At 68.2% G+C, this 20,165-nt stretch carries 21 protein-coding genes and 4 pseudogenes; 12 read left to right on the top strand and 13 right to left on the bottom strand.

Translation table 11 applies throughout. The features are described from left to right. Positions 1 to 114 precede the first annotated feature (114 nt). Together ACJX2R_RS49585 and ACJX2R_RS49580 are read left to right on the top strand one after the other, a co-directional pair. Entirely contained in the window at positions 115 to 864 is a 750-nt protein-coding gene (locus tag ACJX2R_RS49585; RefSeq protein WP_413105540.1) for an SDR family NAD(P)-dependent oxidoreductase, read from the top strand. Between the two features lie 439 nt (positions 865 to 1,303). Beyond that, a pseudogene (locus ACJX2R_RS49580) lies at positions 1,304 to 1,534 on the top strand (transposase); the annotation flags it as partial. Positions 1,535 to 1,726: 192 nt separating this feature from the next. Here the strand turns inward: ACJX2R_RS49580 and ACJX2R_RS49575 are convergent. From ACJX2R_RS49575 to ACJX2R_RS49555, 5 genes and pseudogenes are all read right to left on the bottom strand, one after another. Beyond that, positions 1,727 to 2,017, bottom strand: coding sequence for a hypothetical protein (locus ACJX2R_RS49575; protein ID WP_413105539.1), 291 nt, complete (start codon positions 2,015 to 2,017; stop codon positions 1,727 to 1,729). Beyond that, on the bottom strand, positions 2,014 to 4,485 hold the full coding sequence (locus ACJX2R_RS49570; RefSeq protein WP_413105538.1) for a hypothetical protein: 2,472 nt from the start codon (positions 4,483 to 4,485) through the stop codon (positions 2,014 to 2,016). The genes ACJX2R_RS49575 and ACJX2R_RS49570 overlap by 4 nt, the downstream gene beginning before the upstream one ends. Positions 4,486 to 4,778: 293 nt before the next feature. Then, positions 4,779 to 5,147: a hypothetical protein gene (locus ACJX2R_RS49565; protein ID WP_413105537.1), complete on the bottom strand. Its 369-nt coding sequence runs from the start codon at positions 5,145 to 5,147 to the stop codon at positions 4,779 to 4,781. 285 nt (positions 5,148 to 5,432) lie between these two features. Then, positions 5,433 to 5,962, bottom strand: a pseudogene (locus ACJX2R_RS49560) (helix-turn-helix domain-containing protein); the annotation flags it as partial. A 68-nt stretch (positions 5,963 to 6,030) separates the two neighbouring features. Then, positions 6,031 to 6,762, bottom strand: coding sequence for a dienelactone hydrolase family protein (locus tag ACJX2R_RS49555; protein ID WP_413105536.1), 732 nt, complete (start codon positions 6,760 to 6,762; stop codon positions 6,031 to 6,033). A gap of 328 nt (positions 6,763 to 7,090) precedes the next feature. Between ACJX2R_RS49555 and ACJX2R_RS49550 the strand changes: the two are divergent. Then, positions 7,091 to 7,846 (top strand): annotated as a pseudogene (locus tag ACJX2R_RS49550) (GNAT family N-acetyltransferase); the annotation flags it as partial. Positions 7,847 to 7,905: 59 nt separating this feature from the next. On the opposite strand, the pseudogene ACJX2R_RS49545 reads toward ACJX2R_RS49550, so the two are convergent. After that, positions 7,906 to 8,781, bottom strand: a pseudogene (locus tag ACJX2R_RS49545) (IS5 family transposase). A 5-nt stretch (positions 8,782 to 8,786) separates the two neighbouring features. Between ACJX2R_RS49545 and ACJX2R_RS49540 the strand changes: the two are divergent. The 3 genes from ACJX2R_RS49540 to ACJX2R_RS49530 all read left to right on the top strand — a co-directional run bounded on the left by ACJX2R_RS49540 (position 8,787) and on the right by ACJX2R_RS49530 (position 10,816). Beyond that, positions 8,787 to 9,062: a hypothetical protein gene (locus ACJX2R_RS49540; protein ID WP_413105535.1), complete on the top strand. Its 276-nt coding sequence runs from the start codon at positions 8,787 to 8,789 to the stop codon at positions 9,060 to 9,062. Between the two features lie 169 nt (positions 9,063 to 9,231). Then, positions 9,232 to 10,281, top strand: coding sequence for a hypothetical protein (locus ACJX2R_RS49535; protein ID WP_413105534.1), 1,050 nt, complete (start codon positions 9,232 to 9,234; stop codon positions 10,279 to 10,281). A gap of 349 nt (positions 10,282 to 10,630) precedes the next feature. After that, complete coding sequence (locus tag ACJX2R_RS49530) at positions 10,631 to 10,816, top strand: hypothetical protein (protein ID WP_413105533.1); 186 nt, start codon at positions 10,631 to 10,633, stop codon at positions 10,814 to 10,816. 8 nt (positions 10,817 to 10,824) lie between these two features. Here ACJX2R_RS49530 and ACJX2R_RS49525 read toward each other — a convergent pair whose 3' ends face one another. Continuing rightward, on the bottom strand, positions 10,825 to 11,322 hold the full coding sequence (locus ACJX2R_RS49525; protein ID WP_413105532.1) for a class I SAM-dependent methyltransferase: 498 nt from the start codon (positions 11,320 to 11,322) through the stop codon (positions 10,825 to 10,827). Between ACJX2R_RS49525 and ACJX2R_RS49520 the strand changes: the two genes are divergently transcribed. Then, positions 11,281 to 11,490, top strand: coding sequence for a hypothetical protein (locus tag ACJX2R_RS49520; RefSeq protein WP_413106202.1), 210 nt, complete (start codon positions 11,281 to 11,283; stop codon positions 11,488 to 11,490). The two genes, ACJX2R_RS49525 and ACJX2R_RS49520, sit on opposite strands and share 42 nt — an antisense overlap. A 71-nt stretch (positions 11,491 to 11,561) precedes the next feature. Here the strand turns inward: ACJX2R_RS49520 and ACJX2R_RS49515 are convergent, their stop codons facing one another. After that, entirely contained in the window at positions 11,562 to 12,254 is a 693-nt protein-coding gene (locus ACJX2R_RS49515) for a TetR/AcrR family transcriptional regulator (RefSeq protein ID WP_413105531.1), read from the bottom strand. Between the two features lie 85 nt (positions 12,255 to 12,339). Between ACJX2R_RS49515 and ACJX2R_RS49510 the strand changes: the two genes are divergently transcribed. Both ACJX2R_RS49510 and ACJX2R_RS49505 read left to right on the top strand, forming a co-directional pair. Beyond that, positions 12,340 to 13,554 carry a hypothetical protein gene (locus ACJX2R_RS49510; RefSeq protein ID WP_413105530.1) on the top strand — a complete coding sequence of 405 codons (1,215 nt, stop codon included), beginning with the start codon at positions 12,340 to 12,342 and terminating at the stop codon, positions 13,552 to 13,554. 100 nt (positions 13,555 to 13,654) lie between these two features. Next, positions 13,655 to 14,284, top strand: coding sequence for a GNAT family N-acetyltransferase (locus tag ACJX2R_RS49505; RefSeq protein ID WP_413105529.1), 630 nt, complete (start codon positions 13,655 to 13,657; stop codon positions 14,282 to 14,284). Between the two features lie 90 nt (positions 14,285 to 14,374). Here the strand turns inward: ACJX2R_RS49505 and ACJX2R_RS49500 are convergent, their stop codons facing one another. Genes ACJX2R_RS49500 through ACJX2R_RS49490 form a run of 3 tightly spaced genes read right to left on the bottom strand, consistent with a single transcriptional unit; the run spans position 14,375 to position 15,488 of the window. Beyond that, positions 14,375 to 14,698, bottom strand: coding sequence for a hypothetical protein (locus ACJX2R_RS49500; RefSeq protein WP_262705938.1), 324 nt, complete (start codon positions 14,696 to 14,698; stop codon positions 14,375 to 14,377). Next, on the bottom strand, positions 14,695 to 15,039 hold the full coding sequence (locus tag ACJX2R_RS49495; RefSeq protein WP_413105528.1) for a DUF6247 family protein: 345 nt from the start codon (positions 15,037 to 15,039) through the stop codon (positions 14,695 to 14,697). Before ACJX2R_RS49495 ends, ACJX2R_RS49500 begins: the two co-directional genes overlap by 4 nt. Before the next feature lie 26 nt (positions 15,040 to 15,065). Continuing rightward, positions 15,066 to 15,488, bottom strand: coding sequence for a hypothetical protein (locus tag ACJX2R_RS49490; protein ID WP_413105527.1), 423 nt, complete (start codon positions 15,486 to 15,488; stop codon positions 15,066 to 15,068). Positions 15,489 to 15,907: 419 nt separating this feature from the next. Between ACJX2R_RS49490 and ACJX2R_RS49485 the strand changes: the two genes are divergently transcribed. Further along, positions 15,908 to 16,195 (top strand): hypothetical protein, encoded by a 288-nt coding sequence (locus tag ACJX2R_RS49485; RefSeq protein ID WP_413105526.1) that lies wholly within the window; start codon positions 15,908 to 15,910, stop codon positions 16,193 to 16,195. On the opposite strand, the gene ACJX2R_RS49480 is transcribed toward ACJX2R_RS49485, so the two are convergent. Further along, a complete protein-coding gene (locus ACJX2R_RS49480) occupies positions 16,160 to 16,444 on the bottom strand; it encodes a transposase (RefSeq protein WP_413105525.1) in 285 nt (94 codons plus the stop codon). The two genes, ACJX2R_RS49485 and ACJX2R_RS49480, sit on opposite strands and share 36 nt — an antisense overlap. Continuing rightward, positions 16,434 to 16,658 carry a hypothetical protein gene (locus ACJX2R_RS49475; RefSeq protein WP_413105524.1) on the bottom strand — a complete coding sequence of 75 codons (225 nt, stop codon included), beginning with the start codon at positions 16,656 to 16,658 and terminating at the stop codon, positions 16,434 to 16,436. The genes ACJX2R_RS49480 and ACJX2R_RS49475 overlap by 11 nt, the downstream gene beginning before the upstream one ends. 468 nt (positions 16,659 to 17,126) lie before the next feature. Here ACJX2R_RS49475 and ACJX2R_RS49470 point away from each other — a divergent pair, with 468 nt between their 5' ends. Both ACJX2R_RS49470 and ACJX2R_RS49465 read left to right on the top strand, forming a co-directional pair. Then, a complete protein-coding gene (locus tag ACJX2R_RS49470) occupies positions 17,127 to 17,846 on the top strand; it encodes a leucine-rich repeat domain-containing protein (protein ID WP_413105523.1) in 720 nt (239 codons plus the stop codon). Positions 17,847 to 18,556: 710 nt separating this feature from the next. Further along, positions 18,557 to 19,912 (top strand): radical SAM protein, encoded by a 1,356-nt coding sequence (locus ACJX2R_RS49465; protein WP_413105522.1) that lies wholly within the window; start codon positions 18,557 to 18,559, stop codon positions 19,910 to 19,912. Positions 19,913 to 20,165 lie beyond the last annotated feature (253 nt).

Raw genomic sequence — 20,165 nt, 5'->3', positions numbered from 1 at the left:
GCGAGCCGGCAGTCTCATCACACCGGCCTGCACAGTCCTGTGACGCTCGGTGCGGATCCAGGAAGCCGCGGAGCCCACATCCGGCTCCAGCCGTTCCGACCCAAGGAGAAGGACATGCGTCTCGCGAACAAAGTAGCCCTCGTCACAGGCGCGAGCACGGGCCTCGGTCTGGCGATCGCCGAAAGATTCGCCGCTGAGGGCGCCCACGTCTACATCACGGGCCGACGCAAGGATGCACTCGAGACGGCGAAAGCATCTATCGAAGGACGCGTCACCGCCGTCGCTGCCGACGCCACTTCGTCGGATGATCTCGATGATCTGGCCGAAACCATCCGCCGAGAGAGCGGACACCTCGACGTGGTGGTCGCAAATGCGGGAAACATCGAGCGGATGAACTTCGGGGAGGTGACCGAGGATCACTTCGACCGCACCTTCGACCTCAACGCCCGCGGCACACTCTTCACCGTCCAGAAGGCGCTACCGCTGCTGCGCACGGGCGGCTCAATCGTTCTGTTGGGCTCGATCATCGCCTTCAAGGGAGACCCCGGAGCAGGAACATACAGCGCGGCCAAGGCCGCCGTACGCTCCTACGCCCGCACATGGGCGGCAGAGTTCGCCGACCGCGGCCTTCGAGTCAACGTCCTGAGCCCGGGGCCGATCGACACGCCCATCATCGACGGACAAGCCGACTACTTCGGACAGGACCCGGCAGCCCTCCGAACCACGATGAGCACCCTCGTCCCGATGCGTCGTCTGGGACGCCCCGAAGAGATCGCCAACGGCGCATTGTTCCTCGCCTCAGACGAGAGCAGCTTCATGACCGGCACAGAACTCTGCATCGACGGCGGAATGGCTCAGGTCTAGCCGCCGGACCCCCGAGACGAGACGGCACCGCCGGACTGACGAGCCGACGGGTGACGGGAGACCAGACATGTTCGGCCCAGCCGCTGCCTGCCGTCAGCAGCTGATCGTGCGGCCGGAGTTGAGGCAAGCCACGGCCCGGCACATGCCGGGCCGGCGGCCACGGCGGTGAGCCCACCCCCTCCCCCGCCCCCCGGCGCACCACAGCCACAACCTCCTCCGGCCGGGACTCAAGCCGACAGTCGTTCAGTGACAGGAAAGCCCCCGCGCAGTGCCAGAGGCCTGATACCGCTTTAGGTGACAGGTCCGGTCACACGGCCAGGAGAGCCAGCATAACCATGATGGTCTCGAATTCGACGAGGGTCAGCCGGCCGAGACAGGCTTGTCCGCAGCCCCGGTGGCAGGCCCGCTCAATCCAGATCACGATCACGAACCGGAGCTCCGCGAGCGCGCAGGACGCCAAGTCGTCCCGACGGCCGGCGCGATCGACGCCCAGAGCGCCAAGACCGCCACCAGCGTGCCCACCAGCACGCAAGGCACCGACGCCGAGAAGAAGATCGTGGGCCGCAAACGCAGCATCGCCGTCGATACCCTTGGCCTGCTGCTGGCTGTGATGGTCACCGCCGCCAACGTCTCGGACAACGACGCAGGCAAGCACCTCCTGGACCACGTTCCGGACAGACCTGTTGGCGGCGCTTGGACCGCCGGCAGCGGGCTGGAGCCTTCGAGCAACCGCACCGCATCCTGCTCTCCGAGCTCAACGCGGGCGGCGAACTGAACTCGTCACGCGCGTGCGTGGACGGCTCCCACATCCGCGCGAAAAGAGGAGGCCGCGACCGGTCCGTTGGGCTACCGACGCACGCGGTCACCGCACGTCCGGAGGTCGGGGCCGGTCCGCGAGGTGCTCCTGGAGCTCGCGGTGCCGGAACTGGTACGCGTCGCCGGACATGCGGAGAAGGCCCAGTGCCGTGCACTCCTCAAGGAACGGCCCCAACTGGCTCAGGCTGGGGGTGAGCGCCAGGAACACGCCGTAGCGCAGCCGTACGGCGTTGAGCATGGACGCCAGCGCCACGGCGACCAGCACCACGGCGAGCCTCGCGAAGGGAGCGATGAAGGCGGCGAAGCTTTCGGGGGTCTCTGCCGCGAAGCCGTTCAACGCCCAGCAGCAGAGCGCCAGGACTGGGATCCCGCTGACGCACAGAGCGAGCATGGTGTTGGCCGCATCGTCGAGCAGCGGACGCGGAGCAGGGCGCACCGGCACCGGTCTGCCCAACTCCTCCAACCACTCCCGCTGAGCTTCCCGCGCTTCGCGCTCTCCGGCGTACTCGGCCCTCTCACGGGCCAATTCCCCCCGCGCCCGGACAGCCGCGCACACACCTCCGGCCGACAGGCCCAGAAGGAGAGGCCGTTCCAAGCCGAGGATCCCGTGGGCCACGAGTGCCGCGGTGACGGCCGCGGGAGCTCCGTACACGGCTCCGGTGCAGAATGCATCGCGGAGTGGAGGGCGCGCGTGGGTGGGCCGGAGTCGCGTCCAGCCCGCGGCGAATATGACCCCACCATGCCCATGAACAACCCCGTGGCGCCGGTGAGGAGCCAACCGTCGCTGCCCAGCCGGGTGATGTGCCAGATCGCGAAGACCGGCATCCACACGATCCCGTGCGCGACCGCTGTCGCCAGGAGCCAGAAGACGGGAGGCTCCTCCAGGACCTCGGTCCTTGTGGCGAACCCCGCGCCGATGCCCACCCCGAGACCTGCCGAGGCACTGAGGATGCACAGGAACAGCGTCCACATCCCTACGCCGCCCGTCAGCGGTATGACCAGCGCTACCAGAGGAACCAGCAGGCCTGCGAACCAGCGGAGCCCGGTCAGCAGGCCGCGCACTCCAGGGCGGGGCAGGGAGGCTGTGTCCAGGACCGCCACTGCCCTGGCCTCCAGCCCGGCCACCACCCCCAGCCCGAGCGAGAATACCGCTGCGGTGCCAGCTGCCGCAGCCGGTCCATCCGCCGCCGAGACCCCGACACCCACGACGATCAGGGCCGTCAGGCCGACCGCTGCACCCTTCAGCAGCGCCGTCGGCCACGGTTGCCACAGCGGTGTGCGCACCGTGCGGATCCGCGTCAACGCGGTGCGCTCGACCCAGCTGACGGCACCGGACACGACGGCACCGGCCGCCGCGGCGGCGGCACCCTTCAGCGTCCCCGCGCCGAACGCGACCGCCACCGCCCCGGTCATCGTTCCGAACGCGATGCCGTCGCGGGCGGCACCAGCCGGACGGGAGCGGTTCGCCAGACGCCGGAGGGCCGGGGCGAAGTACCACACCGCCACGGTCACGGCGCCGGCCAGCGTGGTGGCCAGGGCGACATGGTTGACCAGGCCCAGCACCGTTGACCACAGCGCCAGGCACAGAGCGGCCAGGACGGCCTCGGCCCTCCGCACCCGGCGGACTCCGGCCAGCGGCCACAGCTCGGTCGGGACCATGTCGGTACCGCTCAGGCGCGTCCCCGAGACGATCTGCGGGGCCTGGGTGTTGTCCTGGAGGTAGCGCGCGAGGACGGCGAGCTTCTCCCAGGTGCTACCCGCGTGCAGGCGCAAGCGACGCGACAGATCGGGCTCATCGCCCGACGCGCCCCGGTACGGGAGCCGCACCGCCGCCGCGACGTAGCGGTCGAGGAGATACTCGTGCAGCTCGCCATCGGCCGCGAGGTGCAGCAGCTCGTCCGGGCTGCGGACGTACTCACCTGCCCTGTTGCGCTCGTCGAAGACGATGGCGGACAGCGTCAGATGCCAGGGGCTGTCCAGTTCGGCGGCCAGCGCGGCGGCCTCCCGTGGCCCGTCGGGCGTGTCCGCGTCCTTCAGCGTGTCCAGGACGCGGCGCCAACGGTCCAGCCCCACGCGGCTCGTGGCAACCCGTTCGAGGAGGAACGCGCGCGCACGTTCCGCGTCGACGCGCGCGATACGGAGATGCGTGACGTTCGGGGGCTGGTGGTCCGTGTCGAGAAGGTCCTCGTACTCGGCCCGCCTGCACGTGAGCACCACGGGGCACGCCCGCCCTCCGCGCTTGTACCGGCCGATGGCTGCCATGAGGGACCGAGGTTCGGAGATTTCGTCCAGACCGTCGATCACGGGGAGGACCAAGTCGTGGTCGACGACCGCCGATGCCTCGCGCGGCTTGAGCCGGTAGACCGAGGCGAGGTGCCTGCGCAGCCACCCCCTGATCTCGTCGTGGTTCCACGACGCCGCGGACAACCGCACCGGAACCGGATCCTCCGGACCGCGGCGTTCCAGAAGCCCGAGAACGAGGCGGAGTTGGAAGACCGTCTTCCCCGCCCCGGCATCGACGCGGCCCGCCGCGGCGGGGGTTCCGGTGATCACCAAGCAGTCGGGCCGCTGCTCCCGGTACCACGCGGCGACCTCGCCCATCGATCCGCTGACGGGCGGTTCCCGGAGGCGGGTGACCGCGGTGAACGGCAGATCGATGAATCCCGCCGGGGCCTGTCTACCTGCACCCAGCAGCAGGTCATGCTGCCGGCCCTCGCGCTCCTTGACCGCTCGCGCGAGGCGTGCGGCGGTCCTGACCGGCCTGGGGGGCTCCATGCTCGCGTAGATGACGCCGGTGTTCGCCACACCGCCCTTTGAAGCCACCGCGTCCCCGGTCCGACTCACATACACGGGCCCGTCCGGGCCCGGGCCATGGACCAGATGGCCGGAGACCGCGGTACCGCCGTCGACGGCCGAGGCGTCGCCGGTCCCGGTGACGCTGACCTCCGCCCCCTCAGACGCCGATGCAGCCCCCCGCCCCGCGCCCCGGAATGGTGTGCTGTCACCATCGTGGTCGCTGTCGCGCTTGCGCCAAGGGTGCACCGTGCTCGTCCTTTCCCCCATGTGAGTCCGCGTATGGGAGGGCGGTCTCGGAGCAGTCAGCGGCGCTCCACCCCGGTGTTCGCCTGGCTACCCGGGCCGTCCGCCGTGGCGTCTCCGGTGCGCTCGGCCCGCAGCCGCCGACCTCCTGCCTCGCGCGGGCCCCGGACGCCCGTGGAGGCGTGCCCTCCCCCGGTGGCCCTGGCAGCTCCGGTGTCGGCCGCCACGTCGTCCGCATCCGCCGCGGGCCCCGTCCTGGTGGGGGAGGCCACCAGGGCCCATATCAGGGAGGCCACTCCGGTGGCGCCCTGAATCGAACCGCCGACCATCTGACCGGTGTCCGGGCCGTTCATCCACCAGACGAAGGGGGTGGAGGCGGCCAGAACGGCGCCGACCGCGATGAGCGTGACCTTCCAGTTGTGCGCCATGTCCTCCGTTGCCCTCCTCCTCGGAGCCGGCCCCGTGGAAGGCCGGGAGTCTCACCGGTGAACGCGCTCTCTTCCCGAACTCAGACGCTCATCGCAGAACTCCGGTTCCGGAGACGGGTTTGGGCACCGTAGTACAGCCGGTCCGCCGCAGTCGGGAGCCACTTCACATACGCTTGCGGACAACCTGAGTGTGTCACCTTTTAGTTCGGGACGGCGCTCCCAGCGCACGGCCAGGCCCTCGAACTGGTGGAGCAGGGCAAAGGTCTGCTCGACGAGGTAGCGGAGCTCGGCCCGCTGACGGCCGGGGTGCGACATCAGGTTGAGCGGCCCGAACTCGTCCATGCACAGGACCACTTCAGGCTCGCCGTCCTCGGGTATGACCTCGCCGTCAGCGATTGCGTAGAGGTGCTCGACCCGGGCCTTCTTGGCCCCACCCCCTCGGCAACGAGGAAGTCAGCCAGCTTGGTCAGGCTCCAGGTGGAGAACGGCAGGTCGTGCTCGGTCGGCTTCGACTTCGCGATCTTCTTGATCTCGCGCCACTCGGACAGTGTGAAGGTCTTCGGCCAGCCGCCCTTGTATTTCGGGTACAGCGAGTCGAAGCCGTCCGTGTTGAAGTTGTGGATCACATCCCTCACCCGGTCCGCGCTGGTGAACGACACCTCCGCGATCTTCGCCACCGGCATGCCCTGCGCGGACAGCAGCACTATCTGGGCCCGCCGCCATGTCACCACTGACCCGGTGCCTCTGCGGATGATCCGCAGCAGGCGCTGCCCCTCGTAATCGTCGATCTGTCGAACCTGAAGTCTGTCGGCAATGCCGACCAGTTTCAGTGAACGCGCCGCTCGGGATCCGGTTCCCGATCGGCGCGTCGTGGGCCGCGGTATCAGCCGAGGTGCCGGGCGAAGAACCTCAGCGTGCTATCCAGCTCGAATGCCGGGATCTCCCCGTGCCTGCCGGGGTTGGCGTGCAACGTTTTCTCGGCCGAGGCCAAGGCGTCGAACAGCGCCAAGCTCTGAACCCGCGGCACCCGCTCATCGTCCCACTGCACCAAGAACTCCACTGGGACGGTGATCCGCGCGGCGGCCTCGGCCGACGCCAGCACCCCGCCCAAGCCCAGTACCGCCGCGCGGACCCGTGGTTCGGCAGCGACGAACGGAACACCGAGTCCGCATCCCAGCGAGACCCCCCAGTAGCCCACCGGGCCGGCGCCAACGTGCTCAAGCTGCTGAACAGCGTCCAGGACCGCCCGCCATTCCGGCACAGTCTGGCGGGCCACGAGCGCCTGGAAGGCGGCGATCAGCGGGGCCAACTCTTCACCAGCTTCCACGCGAGCCTGGTTCTCAGTCGCGATCCGGTCGTACTCCTCAACCTTCGGCCGGTCGCCATGGGCGGGAACGTCGACCGCCACGACCGCGAAACCGCAGTCGGTCACGAAGCGGCGTGCACGAGCCAGGACGTCAGGGACCTTCTTGTGCTGACCGCCACCGTGTCCCATCAAGACGAGCGGACGAGTGGCGACGGCACCTTCCGGCGTCCACAACACGCCAGGAATCTCGCCGAGAGTGAAGAGCTGTTCGCGGACGCCGTCGGACGACGTCTCAGAGATGAAGCGCATAGCGATTCATGCCTTTCGGGATGCCTCTGCGGGCACTCCCTAGGCCATGCGAGGGAGGAAGGCCCGACCTGCCAAAGCGTTGATCGGTCTCACCTCCTCAGTTCGCAGCAGTGCACAGCGGCAGGAATATATCACGAAGGACTCCACCCTGGCCCGGGCAAGGATGCCGACAGGGCGAACGTTGTCTGATGCGGCACTAGGGCACGTTTCGAATGTGCTGGTCGTCAGCACGACACGGCCTAAAATCGCATGCGATCTTCGCCCGGTCATGCTGGGATCAATCGCTATGAATGATCATTTTCTTGATGAAGCCGACTTGACCGACAGGATGGAACAGAACCTGGCGGAACATGCCTGTCACCTGCACCGGAGTATGACTGGTGCGGCCGTCACGGAGGCTGGTGACCTGCTTGTCGCGGACAGTGGCCTGGACGACGACACTTTCAACATCGTTGCCGCGGCCCGCTTCACCGCCGCCGACGCTACAGCACGTATTACCGAGACCGCTGAGTCGCTGGCCCGCACCGGCCGGCGTTTCTCCTGGTGGGTGGGACCCGCCTCGACACCGCTTGACCTCACCACCCTCCTGACGGCGGCAGGTCTGCCGGCGTCCGAACGCGAGACGGCGATGTGGGCCGAGCTGGACGACACCCTGCCACCACCCACCGTCCAAGGACTAGACATCCAGACGGTGGCCACGCCCGAACAACTTGCCGACTACGCCTTGGTTCTTGCCGCTAACTGGGACCCGCCCGCAGACACCGTCCGACGCTTCTTCGCTCAGGCCACCCCGCAGGCACTGGCCGCGCACTGCCCGGCCCGGTACCTGGTGGGCTACGTGGAGAACCGTCCGGTCTGCTCCGCTGAAGTGTTTCACCACTCGGGAGTCGCCGGCATCTACAACATCTCCACACTGACCGCCCACCGCCGACGCGGCTACGGCGGTGCCATCACGCTCGCGGCCCTCCGCACAGCCCGCGGCCGAGACCACCACATCGCAGTCTTGCAGGCATCAGCTGACGGCGAGCCTGTCTACCGCCGCCTGGGGTTCCGCTCCTGCGGCCAGTTCGCCGAACACGCCATCACCCCCCTGAACCACCAGGACTCCACGGGCTGCCCGTCCGCCATCCCTGACTGTGCTGGTCACAGCCACTCATTGATGGCCGCTACGAGGACAGTGGCCTCGTAGCGGCCCGCGAGCTTGTCGTATCTCGTGGCCACAGCTCAGGCCTTTTGAGGCGGTTAATGCCGCACTCGACGGCATGCCGAGCTTTGTAGTCCTCGGCGTCGAACTTGGGTGGCCGGCCACCGCGGGAGCTTCGCTTCTGGCGATTGCGCGCCTGGTCGGCCTTGTCCGGGATGGTGCAGCGGATGCCGCAGCGGCGCAGGTAGGCGCGGTTCTTGCGGGAGGCGTACGCCTTGTCAGCGCGCACGCGACCGGGGCGGACGCGCGGCCGGCCTGGCCCGAGGCAGGGCACGCGGAACCTTCTTCAGCACCGTTTCGAACTGCGGCGAGTCGCCACGCTACCCTGCCGTCACCACGATCGACATGGGCTTTTGGCCCTGTTCGACCGCCAGGTGCAGCTTGGTGGTGAACCCGCCCCGCGAGCGTCCCAGCCCGTGATCACCTGGCTCGGGGAACACGCCGCCCGATGGTTCTTTCGGCAGTTCACCCTGTCGACGAGCCCCGGCCGCATGCTGGTGGGCGCGGCACACTGTGGAGTCCACGCTCAGGTCCCACGTGATCGCGCCCTTCGCGTCGGCCAGGGACTGAAGCCGGGTGAGGATCTGATGCCAGGTGCCGTTCCGCTGCCATCGGCGGAACAGGTCGTAGATCCGACCCCATGGTCCATACTCGACCGGGACGTCCCGCCACGGAACACCGGTGCGCACCCGGAACCGTATGCCGTCGATCAGCCGCCGCCGAGGCCAGACGGGTGGCCGCCCTGCCTTGGCACCCTGCGGCAATAGCGGCTCCAGCACTGCCCACTGCTCGTCCGTGAGATCTCCCCGACCCATGAAACGTGATCATTCACAGCCCAAGATCCACTTTCGATACACGGCCTAGCAGCCAGGGCCTCCTGCTCCCGGCCAGGGCCGTACTCCTCGTACCGGCCGACGCCCAACACGCCGAGACCTCGATGCTCGCCCTGTACCTGCTCCAGTCCAGCCTCGTCCACGTCAACACCTTGCTGCTCCAGCAGGTCCTGGCCGAGCCGAAATGGGCGAAGAAGCTCACCGACGAGGACCGGCGCAGGCAGCAGACGGTGCGGCACAGGCCGCGCGATTCCACCCCGTGAGCGTCAGAGGCGTCCGCCCACGGTCCGACGACCCCAGTTCGTGCTGGGCTCGTGGAAGCGGCAGATCGCGCCATTCGCTCCTGGAGTCGTGGCTCCTCTGGCGGAGCAGTCGTGGCGTGTCCGAACATGGCGACAATGTCACGACCGAGATGACACACGGGGGTGTCGAGTGAACCAGAACGACCTGGCGGCAATGGCTACACAGGCTCTGATCTCCGTCCTGGGGGGCGCAGCCAGCACGGCAACATCCCAGCTCATACAAGACAGGTTGAACCACTCCGCTCGCGGTCGTACCGCTCTGGACGGCTTGAGCGCCTCACCCAGCGATCCCACTGCCCAACAGGATGTTCAAGCCGCCCTTGCTGACGAAATCAGCGGCGACGCCGAGTTCGCTGATCGGCTGGACTTACTTCTTCACACATCCACCCAGCAGACCACCGGAAGTGTGGTCATCACGGGCAGCCGACTGAAACACAACCAGATAGCGCTGGGCCCTCTGACGATCAACAACACGCCTGCCGGACGAATGCTGCTCGCAGCGGCAATCGCCTTGGCCCTCATCCTGCTGGCACTCGCCGCGTACGGCGGCGTGAGACTGATCAACACCGATGACACGCCGAACAGCCAGACGACCACCCAGCACGGCGCGAGCGATTCCAACCCCAGCGTCACGGCGTCGGCCGCGGGCACTGACACGATCCGCAAGATGCTCCCCGAACGAAGCGACGTGGATGCGAAGCTGTTCCCCAAAGCCGAAGCGCCTGAATTCGCGCCTGCCACTCGCGTTCCCGCCTGCAAAGCGGTGCCGGAATGCCACAAAGCCACAGCCGCCGGTAGCGTCACTTACGACGGTGCTGAAGGCACCGGCAACTCCACTGAGTTCGTCCTGTACGCCTTCCCGGATGCTGACTCGGCCCATCTCGCGTATGTGGGTTTTATTGGCAGCCGTAGCCCAAATCACCCAAAGGTGCAGTTGACCAAGAGAGGCGAAGAAAGCCAGTTCTTCGAGTACCGGGAGCAGACCTACTTCAACAGCGATGGCAGCCCCGACACCGATATACCGCCGGAGCTGATGGGCCGCTACGTCTGGTTCCGGCAAGGTCCCTTCGTCGCGGTAGTACAGCAGTTCGGCGGAGACGCTGTGCTTCAAGGTTCAGCTCGTCTCCTGGACATGTCCGCGATGTTCGCTGACCGGGTCGTGAGGTTCCAGGGTCGTTGAGGGCGAGTGGCCCACGCACCATCGCGGGAGACTTTGCATGTCATCGTCCACTACGCCCCGATCCGGGTACTCCCTGGCTGGGCCACACACCAAGTTCTCCTTACTTGTCCCCTGCCGTCTGGGATAGGACGCCGGGGCCGGAGCGGGCAGAGCCGCGAACGCGCGGCTGAGGTCGCCTCCGACGCGGTCCGGCAGGCGCTGCCGTGTGAGGGTTGCGGGCAGGGCTGTGCGGCCGGGCTGTGTAGGCGTGCGGCTACCGGCGCCGGATCGAGGCCCCTGATGGTGGAGGCCGACCTGGTCCGCCGACCTGGACGACCCGGACGATGTCGCCACCGCCCAGCGCGCGTTCGTGGAGCTGGTGGAGCCGGGCGAGCCGGACACGGAGTCGGCCGCGCTCGCCTTCGCCGCGCTCCAGGCGGTGCAGCAGGCGGCACCGGAGTACCGGCGGTGCGCCCTGGCGATGCTGGGCCTTCCCCGCCTGAGCCCCTCCGGGCGCAAGCATCTTCAGCTCTGTTTTCCGATTGGAGGAATCTGAGGCTCGCGTCACCGCTTGCGGGCCCAGCCGATCATGCCGCGCTTGGTGATGGTCAACGGAGGCCTGAGTCGCTCCGCGGCCTGGGGCGCATCATGCTCCGAAAGCCCGCGGCCACGGAGAAAGAGCGTGACAGCGGCATGGTCGGCGAGGTGGACCACGGGCCGGTCCCAGCGCTGGACATCGACGACATCGAAGACACGGCCAAGCTGTTCGGGTCCGTTCTCCGCGTCGAAGCTCAGCGGCTTCCCCCAGTCCGGGAGAAACGGCGCCAGCTCGGGGTCATTGTGCCGACTGACCGTGCTGACGGCGAGAAGTCCTCCCACCCCCAGCACCCGGTGCGCCTCCTTAAGGGCGAGCACCGGGTCGGCCAGGTGATAGAGCATCCACAGGGCGGCAGCGCCGTCAAACGCCTCGCCCCGGAAAGGTAGCCGCAGGGCGTCCCCGAGGACGGCGGGACGGCGAGCGTGACCCACGTGGCCCGCTCGGTCGACGACCACGGTTCCCACGTCTTCGCGGGCGAGTTGGCCGGCGGGGAGGCCGTTGCCGCCCCCGATGTCGACGACGGACCGAGCATCCTCGGCGGTCAGGCGACGGGCGACTATGGGATGGACGTCGCCTTTCCCGCTCGTCGTCGAGAGCCCATGGGCCGAGTCCGGCCCCGGATGAACGCCTAATGCACGTCGTTAAGGCAACCACCCGGCTGGATCAAAAAACAGGCACTTACTGCGTCGTGGTCGCGTAGAAGCTACGTGCCGATGCGGGCTTCGATCCCGTCGAGCACGATTTCCAGACCGAGTTGGAATGAGCCGTCAAAGTCATCGTTGCCGAGGTCGGCGTGCCTGGCCAGCGTGGGGTGGAGTTCTTCTCGGCGATCGAGGTACTGCTGGGCCTGGCGGCGCAGTTCGGTCTCTGCGGCGGGGTCGCGATGGCTGCTGCGCCATAGGTTCTCCGTAGCGGTGTACCCCTGGACGTAACAGGTCAGCGATGAAACGGCCGCAGTGAGCCGGGCCCCGTCGAGTCCGGCCCTGTTGAGCACGGAATAGACCAGCTCAGATCGTGCGAGGGCGTGAGGGCCGAACAGTGGGCGGGTGGACATCAGAGCGGGCAGCCAGGGGTGACGCCGCATAACGTGTCTGCTGCGGGTCAGCTGGCGGGTGAGGGCTTCTCGCCAGGGCGCATCGTCGACGCCATCCACTTCGATCTCGGCGATGGCCTCGTCCACGGCGAGGTCCAGCAGGTTCTCCCTGTTGCCGACGTATTCGTACAGCGACATGGTGCCGGCCTCCAGGCGGGCCGCGAGACGCCGCATGGACAGGCCCTCCAATCCCTCGGCGTCCAGCAACGCCACCGCGGCGCGGGTGATCCGTTGTCTGGAGAGGCGAGGCTTGCGGTCGGGCTCGTCGGTGAACCAGATCGCCGGGGGACGTGGCTGAGGCACTCTTCGCACTCCTTCCGTACGCCGTACGGAGAATCGTACAGCTAGCTTCGTGCCGGAACTCGGCTTCAGGGACAGGGAGGAAACAATGTCGGTAACGTCACGGAAGTGGCTGCGCGATTATGCGCTGTTGGCGCTGCGAGTCAACCGGCAGATGGCTGGGAGCGCCACAGGGACGGTGCTCATCTACCGCGGGCCGCGGAAATGGCGTGCACAGGCGGAGAGCGAAGATCTGCCCTCGGCCGGACGGCTGGCCGACGACGCTGATGCGCTGCTGGAGCAGGTGCCCTTCCCTCCCCCTCGCGCCGCGTATCTGGCCGCCCATGTCCGGGCACTGCGGGCAGTCGCTCGGCGGCTGTCCGGCGAGAAATTGCCGCTGCCGGAGTACGCCCACGAATGCTTGGGGGTTTCAGCGCAATGGCTGCCAGAAACGCTGTTCGAGGAGGCTCATGCCCATCTGCACGCCGCGCTGCCACGGGGCGCCGGCTCCCTGGCGGACCGGCTGCACGCCTGGCAGGCGGCCCACACACTGCCGACGGAGCGGATGGACCGACTGCCCGACCTCGTCGCCAGAGCCGTCACCGAGACACGACGGCGCACCAGTGCCATCGTGCCTTTACCGGCGGACGAGGTGGTGCAGTGCCGACTGGTATCCGGTGCGCACTTCCGGGCGGCCGGGGAGTACGAGGGCGGGGTGCGGTCAACCCTGCACATCAACAGCGATCTACCGTTCAACCTCGCCGACCTTCTGTATGTCGTCGCGCACGAGGGTCACCCCGGGCACATCGCCGAGTCCCTGTGCAAGGAACGTCTGCTCGTCGAGGAACAGGGCCGCCTCGATCAACAGATTCGGTTCATGCTCGGACCCAGCTTCGTGATCAGTGAAGGGCTCGGACTGCATGCCCAGGACATTGTCTTCCCCGGGGACGAGGCCCAGGCATGGCTGACCGACAACGTACTCGCCGCATACGGCATCGCCCCCGACGGCAGCGACTTCGCCGCCATCCACCACGTTCAGAACATCCTGTTCGGCGTCTGGGCCAACACCGCGCTCCTGGCAGCCGAAGGCCGTCCGGACACCGAACTGGCCGCCTACCTGTCCCGCTGGGCTCTGCTCTCCGGCGCCGAGACCAGCGCAGCACTTGCCTCACTACGGGCCACGGGTATGGCTCTGTACGTCCTCAGCTACTTTCACGGCTGGCAGCTCCTGGACTCATGGCTCACCGCTCCCGACCGCCAGGCCAGGGTCCGCCGCCTGCTCACCGAGCAACTCCTCCCGGCCGACCTGCAACCCGCGAACTGACCCCGGCCGAAAACGGCCGGGCGCCAACGACCCGCTGCCTTGCGCCGACACCTCCTCCTCCCCCCGATGCTGTACTGGCCCTCACATCGGGCTGAGGCCAGTGCTCACCACACCACGCCTCCGTCTGCGCCCGCTCTCCGAAGCCGACGCCGACGGGTGGGAACGTCTCCACACCGATGACCAGGTGAACCAGTTCGTCGGCCCTTACACCCAGGCGCTAGGCGAGACCGAGATCGGGTGGACCTTCGCCCGAGCGCACTGGGGCAACGGCTACGCCACGGAAGCAGCACGTGCCGTCCTCGCATGGGGCTTCGGCGCGCTCGGGGTCGGGCAGATCACGGCCATGCTCCACCACGGCAACACCGCCTCCGCCACCGTGGCCCGCCGCCAGCGTGCAGGCACACCACTTCAGCAAGATGGGCATGCCGGGCACGACCCGGCATCTCGCCGCTCTGGTCTGCATTCCACTCCCCCACCTGACACGCGCCCGGCCCCGCCTCCCTCTCGGCAACGCCTCCTCTCGGCAACGTTGCCCACGGCACCGGGGCGGTCCCGCGCTGGAAGCGGCTGGAAGATGGGGCCGGATCGCCGCTCTGCTGGAGGTGTCTGGAGAAGCAGGCGTACGCCCCGAGCCGGAAGCCCACGAAGAGTGGCCCGAGGCGCCTTCCGGTATCTCGCCGGCCAGGGCGGTGGACGTGCCGATGTTCACCACGGCGCCGGTCGCGGGTGACCAGCGCGGAATTTCCCAGGAGGTGCCGGGGTTCGATGTGCCGCCGGAGAACTGTGTCGATCGGCCGTCAGTGAAAGCGGTGCGATCGGCTCACTGCCAGAAGCACTCTTCGATCACGAGCTGAGGGTCGGTGGTTCTCCTGGTGAATTGGTACCGCAGCCAGCCACGTCCGTGGTCGAAATAGAGGATGTGCTGACCACCGGGGCGGGTGGACTGGGCCGGTTCCACGCTCATCCCGGCTGGAAGGTCCCGGTCGGTGTCGATGCCCCGAAAGTAGGGGTCGGCGGCCGTGACGAGTTCGGCGCGGGCGGCGTATACCAGGGTGCGGGCCGCTTCTGGGAGGGCGTCGCGGTCTTCCTCGGCCTTCTTGGTCCAGTCCGCTTGCCAGGGCGGCCCCATGAAACCGTCGGTCACTGGCCGGGTTCCGCTTTCGCCGCCTGACGGCGAAGATCCCCGGCTTCCTCAATGAGGGCTTTGGCGCGGCTGTAGTCGGGCTCCCGGTCGGCCTCGTCCTCCAGGGCGTGCACTTTCGCCTCCAGGCGCGGGTCGCGGGAGACCGCGTATTCGCCCCACCAGCGGGCCATGAAGGCGGGGACCGGCGCGAGGTCGTAGGCATCGGCGATATCGCGACGCCAATGCCGGTCGAAGTCGACAAGGAGCTGCGGCGCGTGCTGGGCGATGGCAGCGCGGAGCGCTTTGGGCGTCCTGTCCGGCATGGGGGGCACGGCCCCTGAGCCGAGCGGCGCGGCGGTCATGAGCGGCATTCCTTCGGTGGTGGCGGTCAGGCTACGGACAGTGTGGAGCGCATGGCGCCCGTGGGGTCACCGGGGGTGCTGGTGAAAGCGACGGCATCGCGCTGGCCGGTGGTGACCATGCGAGCGTAGGTGTGGACCTCGCCTCGGGCATAGGCGTCCAGCAGGATCTCGACGAGGGCGGACATGGACCGGACCGCGTCCTTGGTGCGGCGCTCGTTGGCCGCGTGCCATACGGCATCAGGGGTGAAGATGGTGCGGCCTCGCCGGTTGCGTGCCTCAGGGTTCGGAGAGGTACGCGGCAGCGCGAGAGTCCCGGCGGCGTAGTCGGTGAGGGCTCGGGAGGCCACCCAGATGAGGGGTAGACCTTCGTCCTTGGCACGGCGGCCTGCGGCATCCCATACGTCCTTGGCGATGTTCGGGGCGCGCTCCGTCTCGCCTGCTGCCGGCATGCGACGGCCCTCCTGTCGTGACACCCTCGGATGTACCTATTGAAATGGTACTACGGATCGAACCGGTAAGTCAGCGGTGCGCTGATCAAAGCGACGAAGCCGAAGGATCAGGGACACCATCCAAGGTGGATCGCGGCGATCCAGGTCGGCGGGCGGCATCCCGACTGTTGCGGCCTGCTGAGCCTCTGCTGCGGCAAGGGCTTGGCCCCGTGCCGCTTGTGCGTTGCCTCTGCTGGTCACCCAGCTTGCAGCTGTTTTGGGATCGGCTGCCCGGCGTGGGGTGCTGTCGGGCAGCATGGGCCGGTGGACTTCGAACAATCGCTGCCTCGCGAGGTGAAGGTCATCGATTCGGCCTTGCTGTTCAGGCTGGAGGAGCGGGCGGGGGCCTCGGCCTGAGCCAGCGGTTGGACCCGGCGTGGGTGCAAGCGAATGCGGCGCCTGACGGCACCCACTACCTGTGGCCGGCCCTGTGGCACAGCCTGTACCACCGACCGGACGTTCCACGTCATCTGCGGTGCGAACTGCTGATCGCTCTGCGCGCGGGAGACCGCGTGCTGAGCCTGCTGGATGTGATTCCTGACGACTTCACCCCGCTGCCGAAGGTGACCTCACAAGAAGAGGGGATGCAGGTCAGGCGGCTCCTTGACCGTGCTCCTTCGGTCAGGGAACGGCTACTGGGGGAGGGCGAGGGCACGGGCCTGCTGTGACAGGCGTCGCCAGCGGATGAGCGCGCGTCCCAGGGTGAGGACGGCTTCGTGGATGTCGTCGCGTATCTCCCAGAGGATGCGCAGGCGGCGGAACCAGTGCAGCTGGGCGAAGGCACGCTCGACCACCCAGCGCCTGGTGCCGAGTCCGGAGCCGTGTGCGGTGCCGCGTCGTGCGATCAGCGGCTTCACCCCCAGCGCGCGGACGAGTCGGTGGTGCTTGTCGTGGTCATAGCCGCGGTCACCGAGCACGACGTCGGGGCGGCGCCGGGTCGGCCACGCTTGCCCCGCACTGGACGCCGCGAGCGTCGCAGGCGGCCCAGGTGGCCCAGGCAGCGCAGGCGGCGGAGCGCTTCAGCCCCTGCTTGCCGCGGTCGACCGGCGAGCGGTCGGCCTTCTCGCCGCCGGACGGGGCCTGGGTGATGCGGCCGTCCACCGGGATCTCGCCAAGGTCGAGGCCGATCATCCGATCGCAGGTGCCCAGGGCGAGAGCGTGCAGCGCACCTCATCGCGCCGATCGGGCTGCGGTCACAGTTGCCCGAGGACATCGCGGTCGGGGCCATCCCCACCGATCTCACCAACCGGAGCATCGGCGGCCAGTACAACTTCGGCGGCGACGAATCCGTCCTCACCACCCCGATGACCAGCAAGGACCGTCAGATCCAGCTGCTCGCGTGCATCAAGCCGACGAAGGGCACCGGGCCACCGATCGGCAAGGTTGAGTGCTATTTCGAGGACCTCCGCGGCGGGGCCGTGAACCACAACCTGACGTTCTCGCTGTACCGGGCCGACTACGAAGTGACCGTCCGCGAGGCGCTGTGCTGCTGCGCGCGCTGTCCCGGAACCGGCTCATCAAGGCACTGCGCCCGCTGGCCCGGCCTCATGCCCCACGCAAGAATCTCCAGCCAGACCGCCAAACGGAAAGGACGGGGCCATGCAGCCCACACTCAGCCTCTGGCGCGAGCAGCTTGGAGAAGTGCCCGAGTCGGTCTGGCAGCACACCGAGCTCCAAGTGCTGATCCTGGCAGACAACGGCCTCACCACCCTCTCGCCGAAGATCGGACAACTGGGAAGTCTGACCACTTTGGACCTCGGCCACAACGAACTCACCTCGCTTCCCGACTCACTGGGCGACCTGGTCGAACTCACCGGTTGCCTCTACCTGCACGACAACAAGCTGTCCCAGCTCCCGGACACGCTGGGCAACCTGACGCGGCTGCGCTACCTCAACGTCGGCGAAAACCCTCTCACCGCCTTGCCCGAAACCGTCGGCCGGATGACGGAACTGATCGAACTCCGAGCCCAGCACAGCCGGCTGACCAGACTGCCCGACACCATCGGCCGCCTCCACAAGCTGCGCGAACTCTGGCTGCGAGGGAACGCACTCAAAGACTTGCCGCCGACGGTGACTGGTCTGCGCGAACTACGACACCTGGACCTGCGTGAGAACGCATTCACCGAACTGCCCGACTCGCTGGCCGACCTTCCCCGGCTTCGGCAACTCGACCTCCGCAGCAACCACATCGTCCGGATTCCGAACTGGGTCGCACGGATGCCCGCCCTGGAGAAGCTGGATCTTCGTTGGAACACCTGCACGCCCTCCTACCGCTTGCTCACCAAGCTGGAGGAACGCGCATGCGTCGTCCTGCTGTGAATCGCCAGCAGAACACTCTGACACGACACCGCCGTCATCTCTCGGGGTCTGACTCAGCGAAGAGCGCTGGCGCTTCGGGCTCTTCGCCCCGAAGGAGGCCGGCCAGCATGGCGAGGGAGGCGCTCTCGGCCCCGGCGATCAGTGCTTCCAGCCCTGCCTGGATGAGCCGGTCGGACCCGACCTGCCTGTCGAACGCCCTCTCGCGCCCGATGTGGCGCGGCGGCTTACCTGATCACGGGCAACGAATGGGCACGGTTCGACGCACTGATTGCTCGCACCTGCCGCCGGGTGGACTCATCGAGTCCACAAGGCGTTGAGGTGTCTAACTCGACCGGCATGCTGGCGCTGTCGTCGATCTACGGCTAGGTGTGCTGTCCGCGGGACACGAAGGACTACTGCGGCGCTGACGGGCCGTGCCCTGGTGGCCGCGCCAGGGGCGGTGCGAGCCCGTGGCTCACCGGCGAACAAGGTGGTGCCTCGGTACCGGCGCAGGCGACCGGCGTGCTCAGCGTCGAAGCGGCTCGCCACCCTTACCCGCTCCCGTCGGGAGGGGTCCCGGGGCACCTGGCGCAGGATGTGCCGGGCGCGCCGGTGCCGCGCGGGGCGGCGGGGAAGCTCCGCTCGGACATGCGCGCCGCACGGTGACCTCCCGCTGTCCGCGTCGCAACCGTGTCGCAGCGGGGTCGAAGGCGAGTGGCTTGGAGTGATCGTTGAACGGAACGACGGACGTCTTCGCGATCCCGTTGGAGGACGGGGCGCAGCTGGTGTACGCACCGCTGCACGGTGTGGCCTTCGCCGCCACGAAGGGCCTGGTGGCGGCGCTCTCCGACGTCCTGGCCGGTGAGGGCCGGGACGACAGCGTGGTGGCGCTCGCCCGTGAGACGGGGCTTCTGCGAGAGCCTCCCTCACCTGTCACCCGCCGTAGCGGCGCCCCCTCTCCGACCGAGGTCACGCTCTTCCTGACGACGGCGTGCAATCTGCGCTGCACCTACTGCTATGCCTCGGCGGGCGACACCCCGGCCACGTACATGACGATGGACGTCGCCAAGCGGGGCATCGACTTCGTCATCGACAACGCCCGGCGCGAGGGCGCGCCGTTCGCCGGGGTGAACTATCACGGGGGCGGCGAGCCCAGCGTCCACTGGCGTCTGATGACCGAGTCGCTGGGTTACGCCCGTGAGCGGGCCGGTGACCTCGAGGTCATCGCGGCGTCGGCGGGGAACGGCGTATTCACCGACCGTCAGATCGACTGGATGATCGCCCACCTCAACGGCGGTATGAGCCTGTCCTTCGACGGGTTGCCCGAGGCGCACGACAAGCACCGGCCGACCGTCCGGGGCACCGGGTCGAGCGCTCGCGTCATGCATACGATGCGCCGCTTCACCGAGGCGGGTTACCCCTACGCCGTGCGGCTGACCGTCACCGCCGAGCAGATACCGCTGCTGCCCGACTCGATCGAGTTCGTCCTGTCGAACTTCACACCGAAACGCGTGCAGGTGGAGCCCGCCTATCAGCTGGGGCGACATGCGGGGAAGGCGGACGCCGAGACGGAGGAGTTCATCGCCGCCTACCGGGAGGCCCAGGGCAGGGCCGCTCGCTTCGGCCATGAGCTGATCTACAGCGCGGCCCGGGTCGGAACGCTCACCAACCATTTCTGCGGGGTCACCCAGGACAACTTCTGCCTGAGCCCCGCGGGGAACGTATCGGCCTGTTTCGAGGCGTTCTCCGAGGACAACGAGTTCGCCGATGTGTTCTTCTACGGTTCGTCCGGGCCGGACGGCTACACCTTCGACATGGACCGGCTCGACCGGCTGCGCGGCCTGGGCGTCGAACACCGGTCCTTCTGCGACGGGTGCTTCGCCAAGTGGAACTGCGCGGGCGACTGCTACCACAAGTCGCTGTCGGCGAACGGGCGGGGCGAGTTCACCGGGTCCCAGCGCTGCCACATCACCCGGGAGCTGGTGAAGGACCAGCTGCTCACCCGGATCGCGGGAGCGGGCGGTCTCCTGTGGCGCGACACCCGTGACGGCGAGCCCTGTGGCGTGCACGGAGGCGAGCATGAATGAGGTCATGCTGCCGTGGCCGCGGCCCAGGCGCTCCGGGAAGGACCAGCCCGGCCCCGAGCGGACCTCCGGTGCTCCGCGGTACGAGATCCAGCACATGGACCACGAGGACCCCACGAGCCCGGTGGAGGTCCTACCCGTCACCAGGCCCCCCTGGACGGCGACGCCGGGGCGGCGTGGCCTCCTGGGAGCGGGTATCGCGTCGTCGGTCGCGGCGGCCCTGTTGCTCGGCGGATGCGACGACGGGGGCTCGGAG

Origin of the sequence: Streptomyces sp. Inha503, assembly GCF_047215865.1 — a bacterium.
GTDB lineage: Bacteria > Actinomycetota > Actinomycetes > Streptomycetales > Streptomycetaceae > Streptomyces > Streptomyces lycopersici.
Note: the sequence above shows the minus strand (reverse complement) of the source record. Positions and strands in the feature narration are given on the sequence as shown.

Coding starts and splice junctions, on each gene's coding strand:
- ACJX2R_RS49555 (WP_413105536.1), bottom strand. CDS start 6,762: ATGCGCTTCATCTCTGAGACGTCGTCCGACGGCGTCCGCGAACAGCTC.
- ACJX2R_RS49510 (WP_413105530.1), top strand. CDS start 12,340: ATGTCGGTAACGTCACGGAAGTGGCTGCGCGATTATGCGCTGTTGGCG.
- ACJX2R_RS49475 (WP_413105524.1), bottom strand. CDS start 16,658: ATGATCGGCCTCGACCTTGGCGAGATCCCGGTGGACGGCCGCATCACC.
- ACJX2R_RS49470 (WP_413105523.1), top strand. CDS start 17,127: ATGCAGCCCACACTCAGCCTCTGGCGCGAGCAGCTTGGAGAAGTGCCC.
- ACJX2R_RS49490 (WP_413105527.1), bottom strand. CDS start 15,488: ATGCCGGCAGCAGGCGAGACGGAGCGCGCCCCGAACATCGCCAAGGAC.
- ACJX2R_RS49585 (WP_413105540.1), top strand. CDS start 115: ATGCGTCTCGCGAACAAAGTAGCCCTCGTCACAGGCGCGAGCACGGGC.
- ACJX2R_RS49495 (WP_413105528.1), bottom strand. CDS start 15,039: ATGACCGCCGCGCCGCTCGGCTCAGGGGCCGTGCCCCCCATGCCGGAC.
- ACJX2R_RS49565 (WP_413105537.1), bottom strand. CDS start 5,147: ATGGCGCACAACTGGAAGGTCACGCTCATCGCGGTCGGCGCCGTTCTG.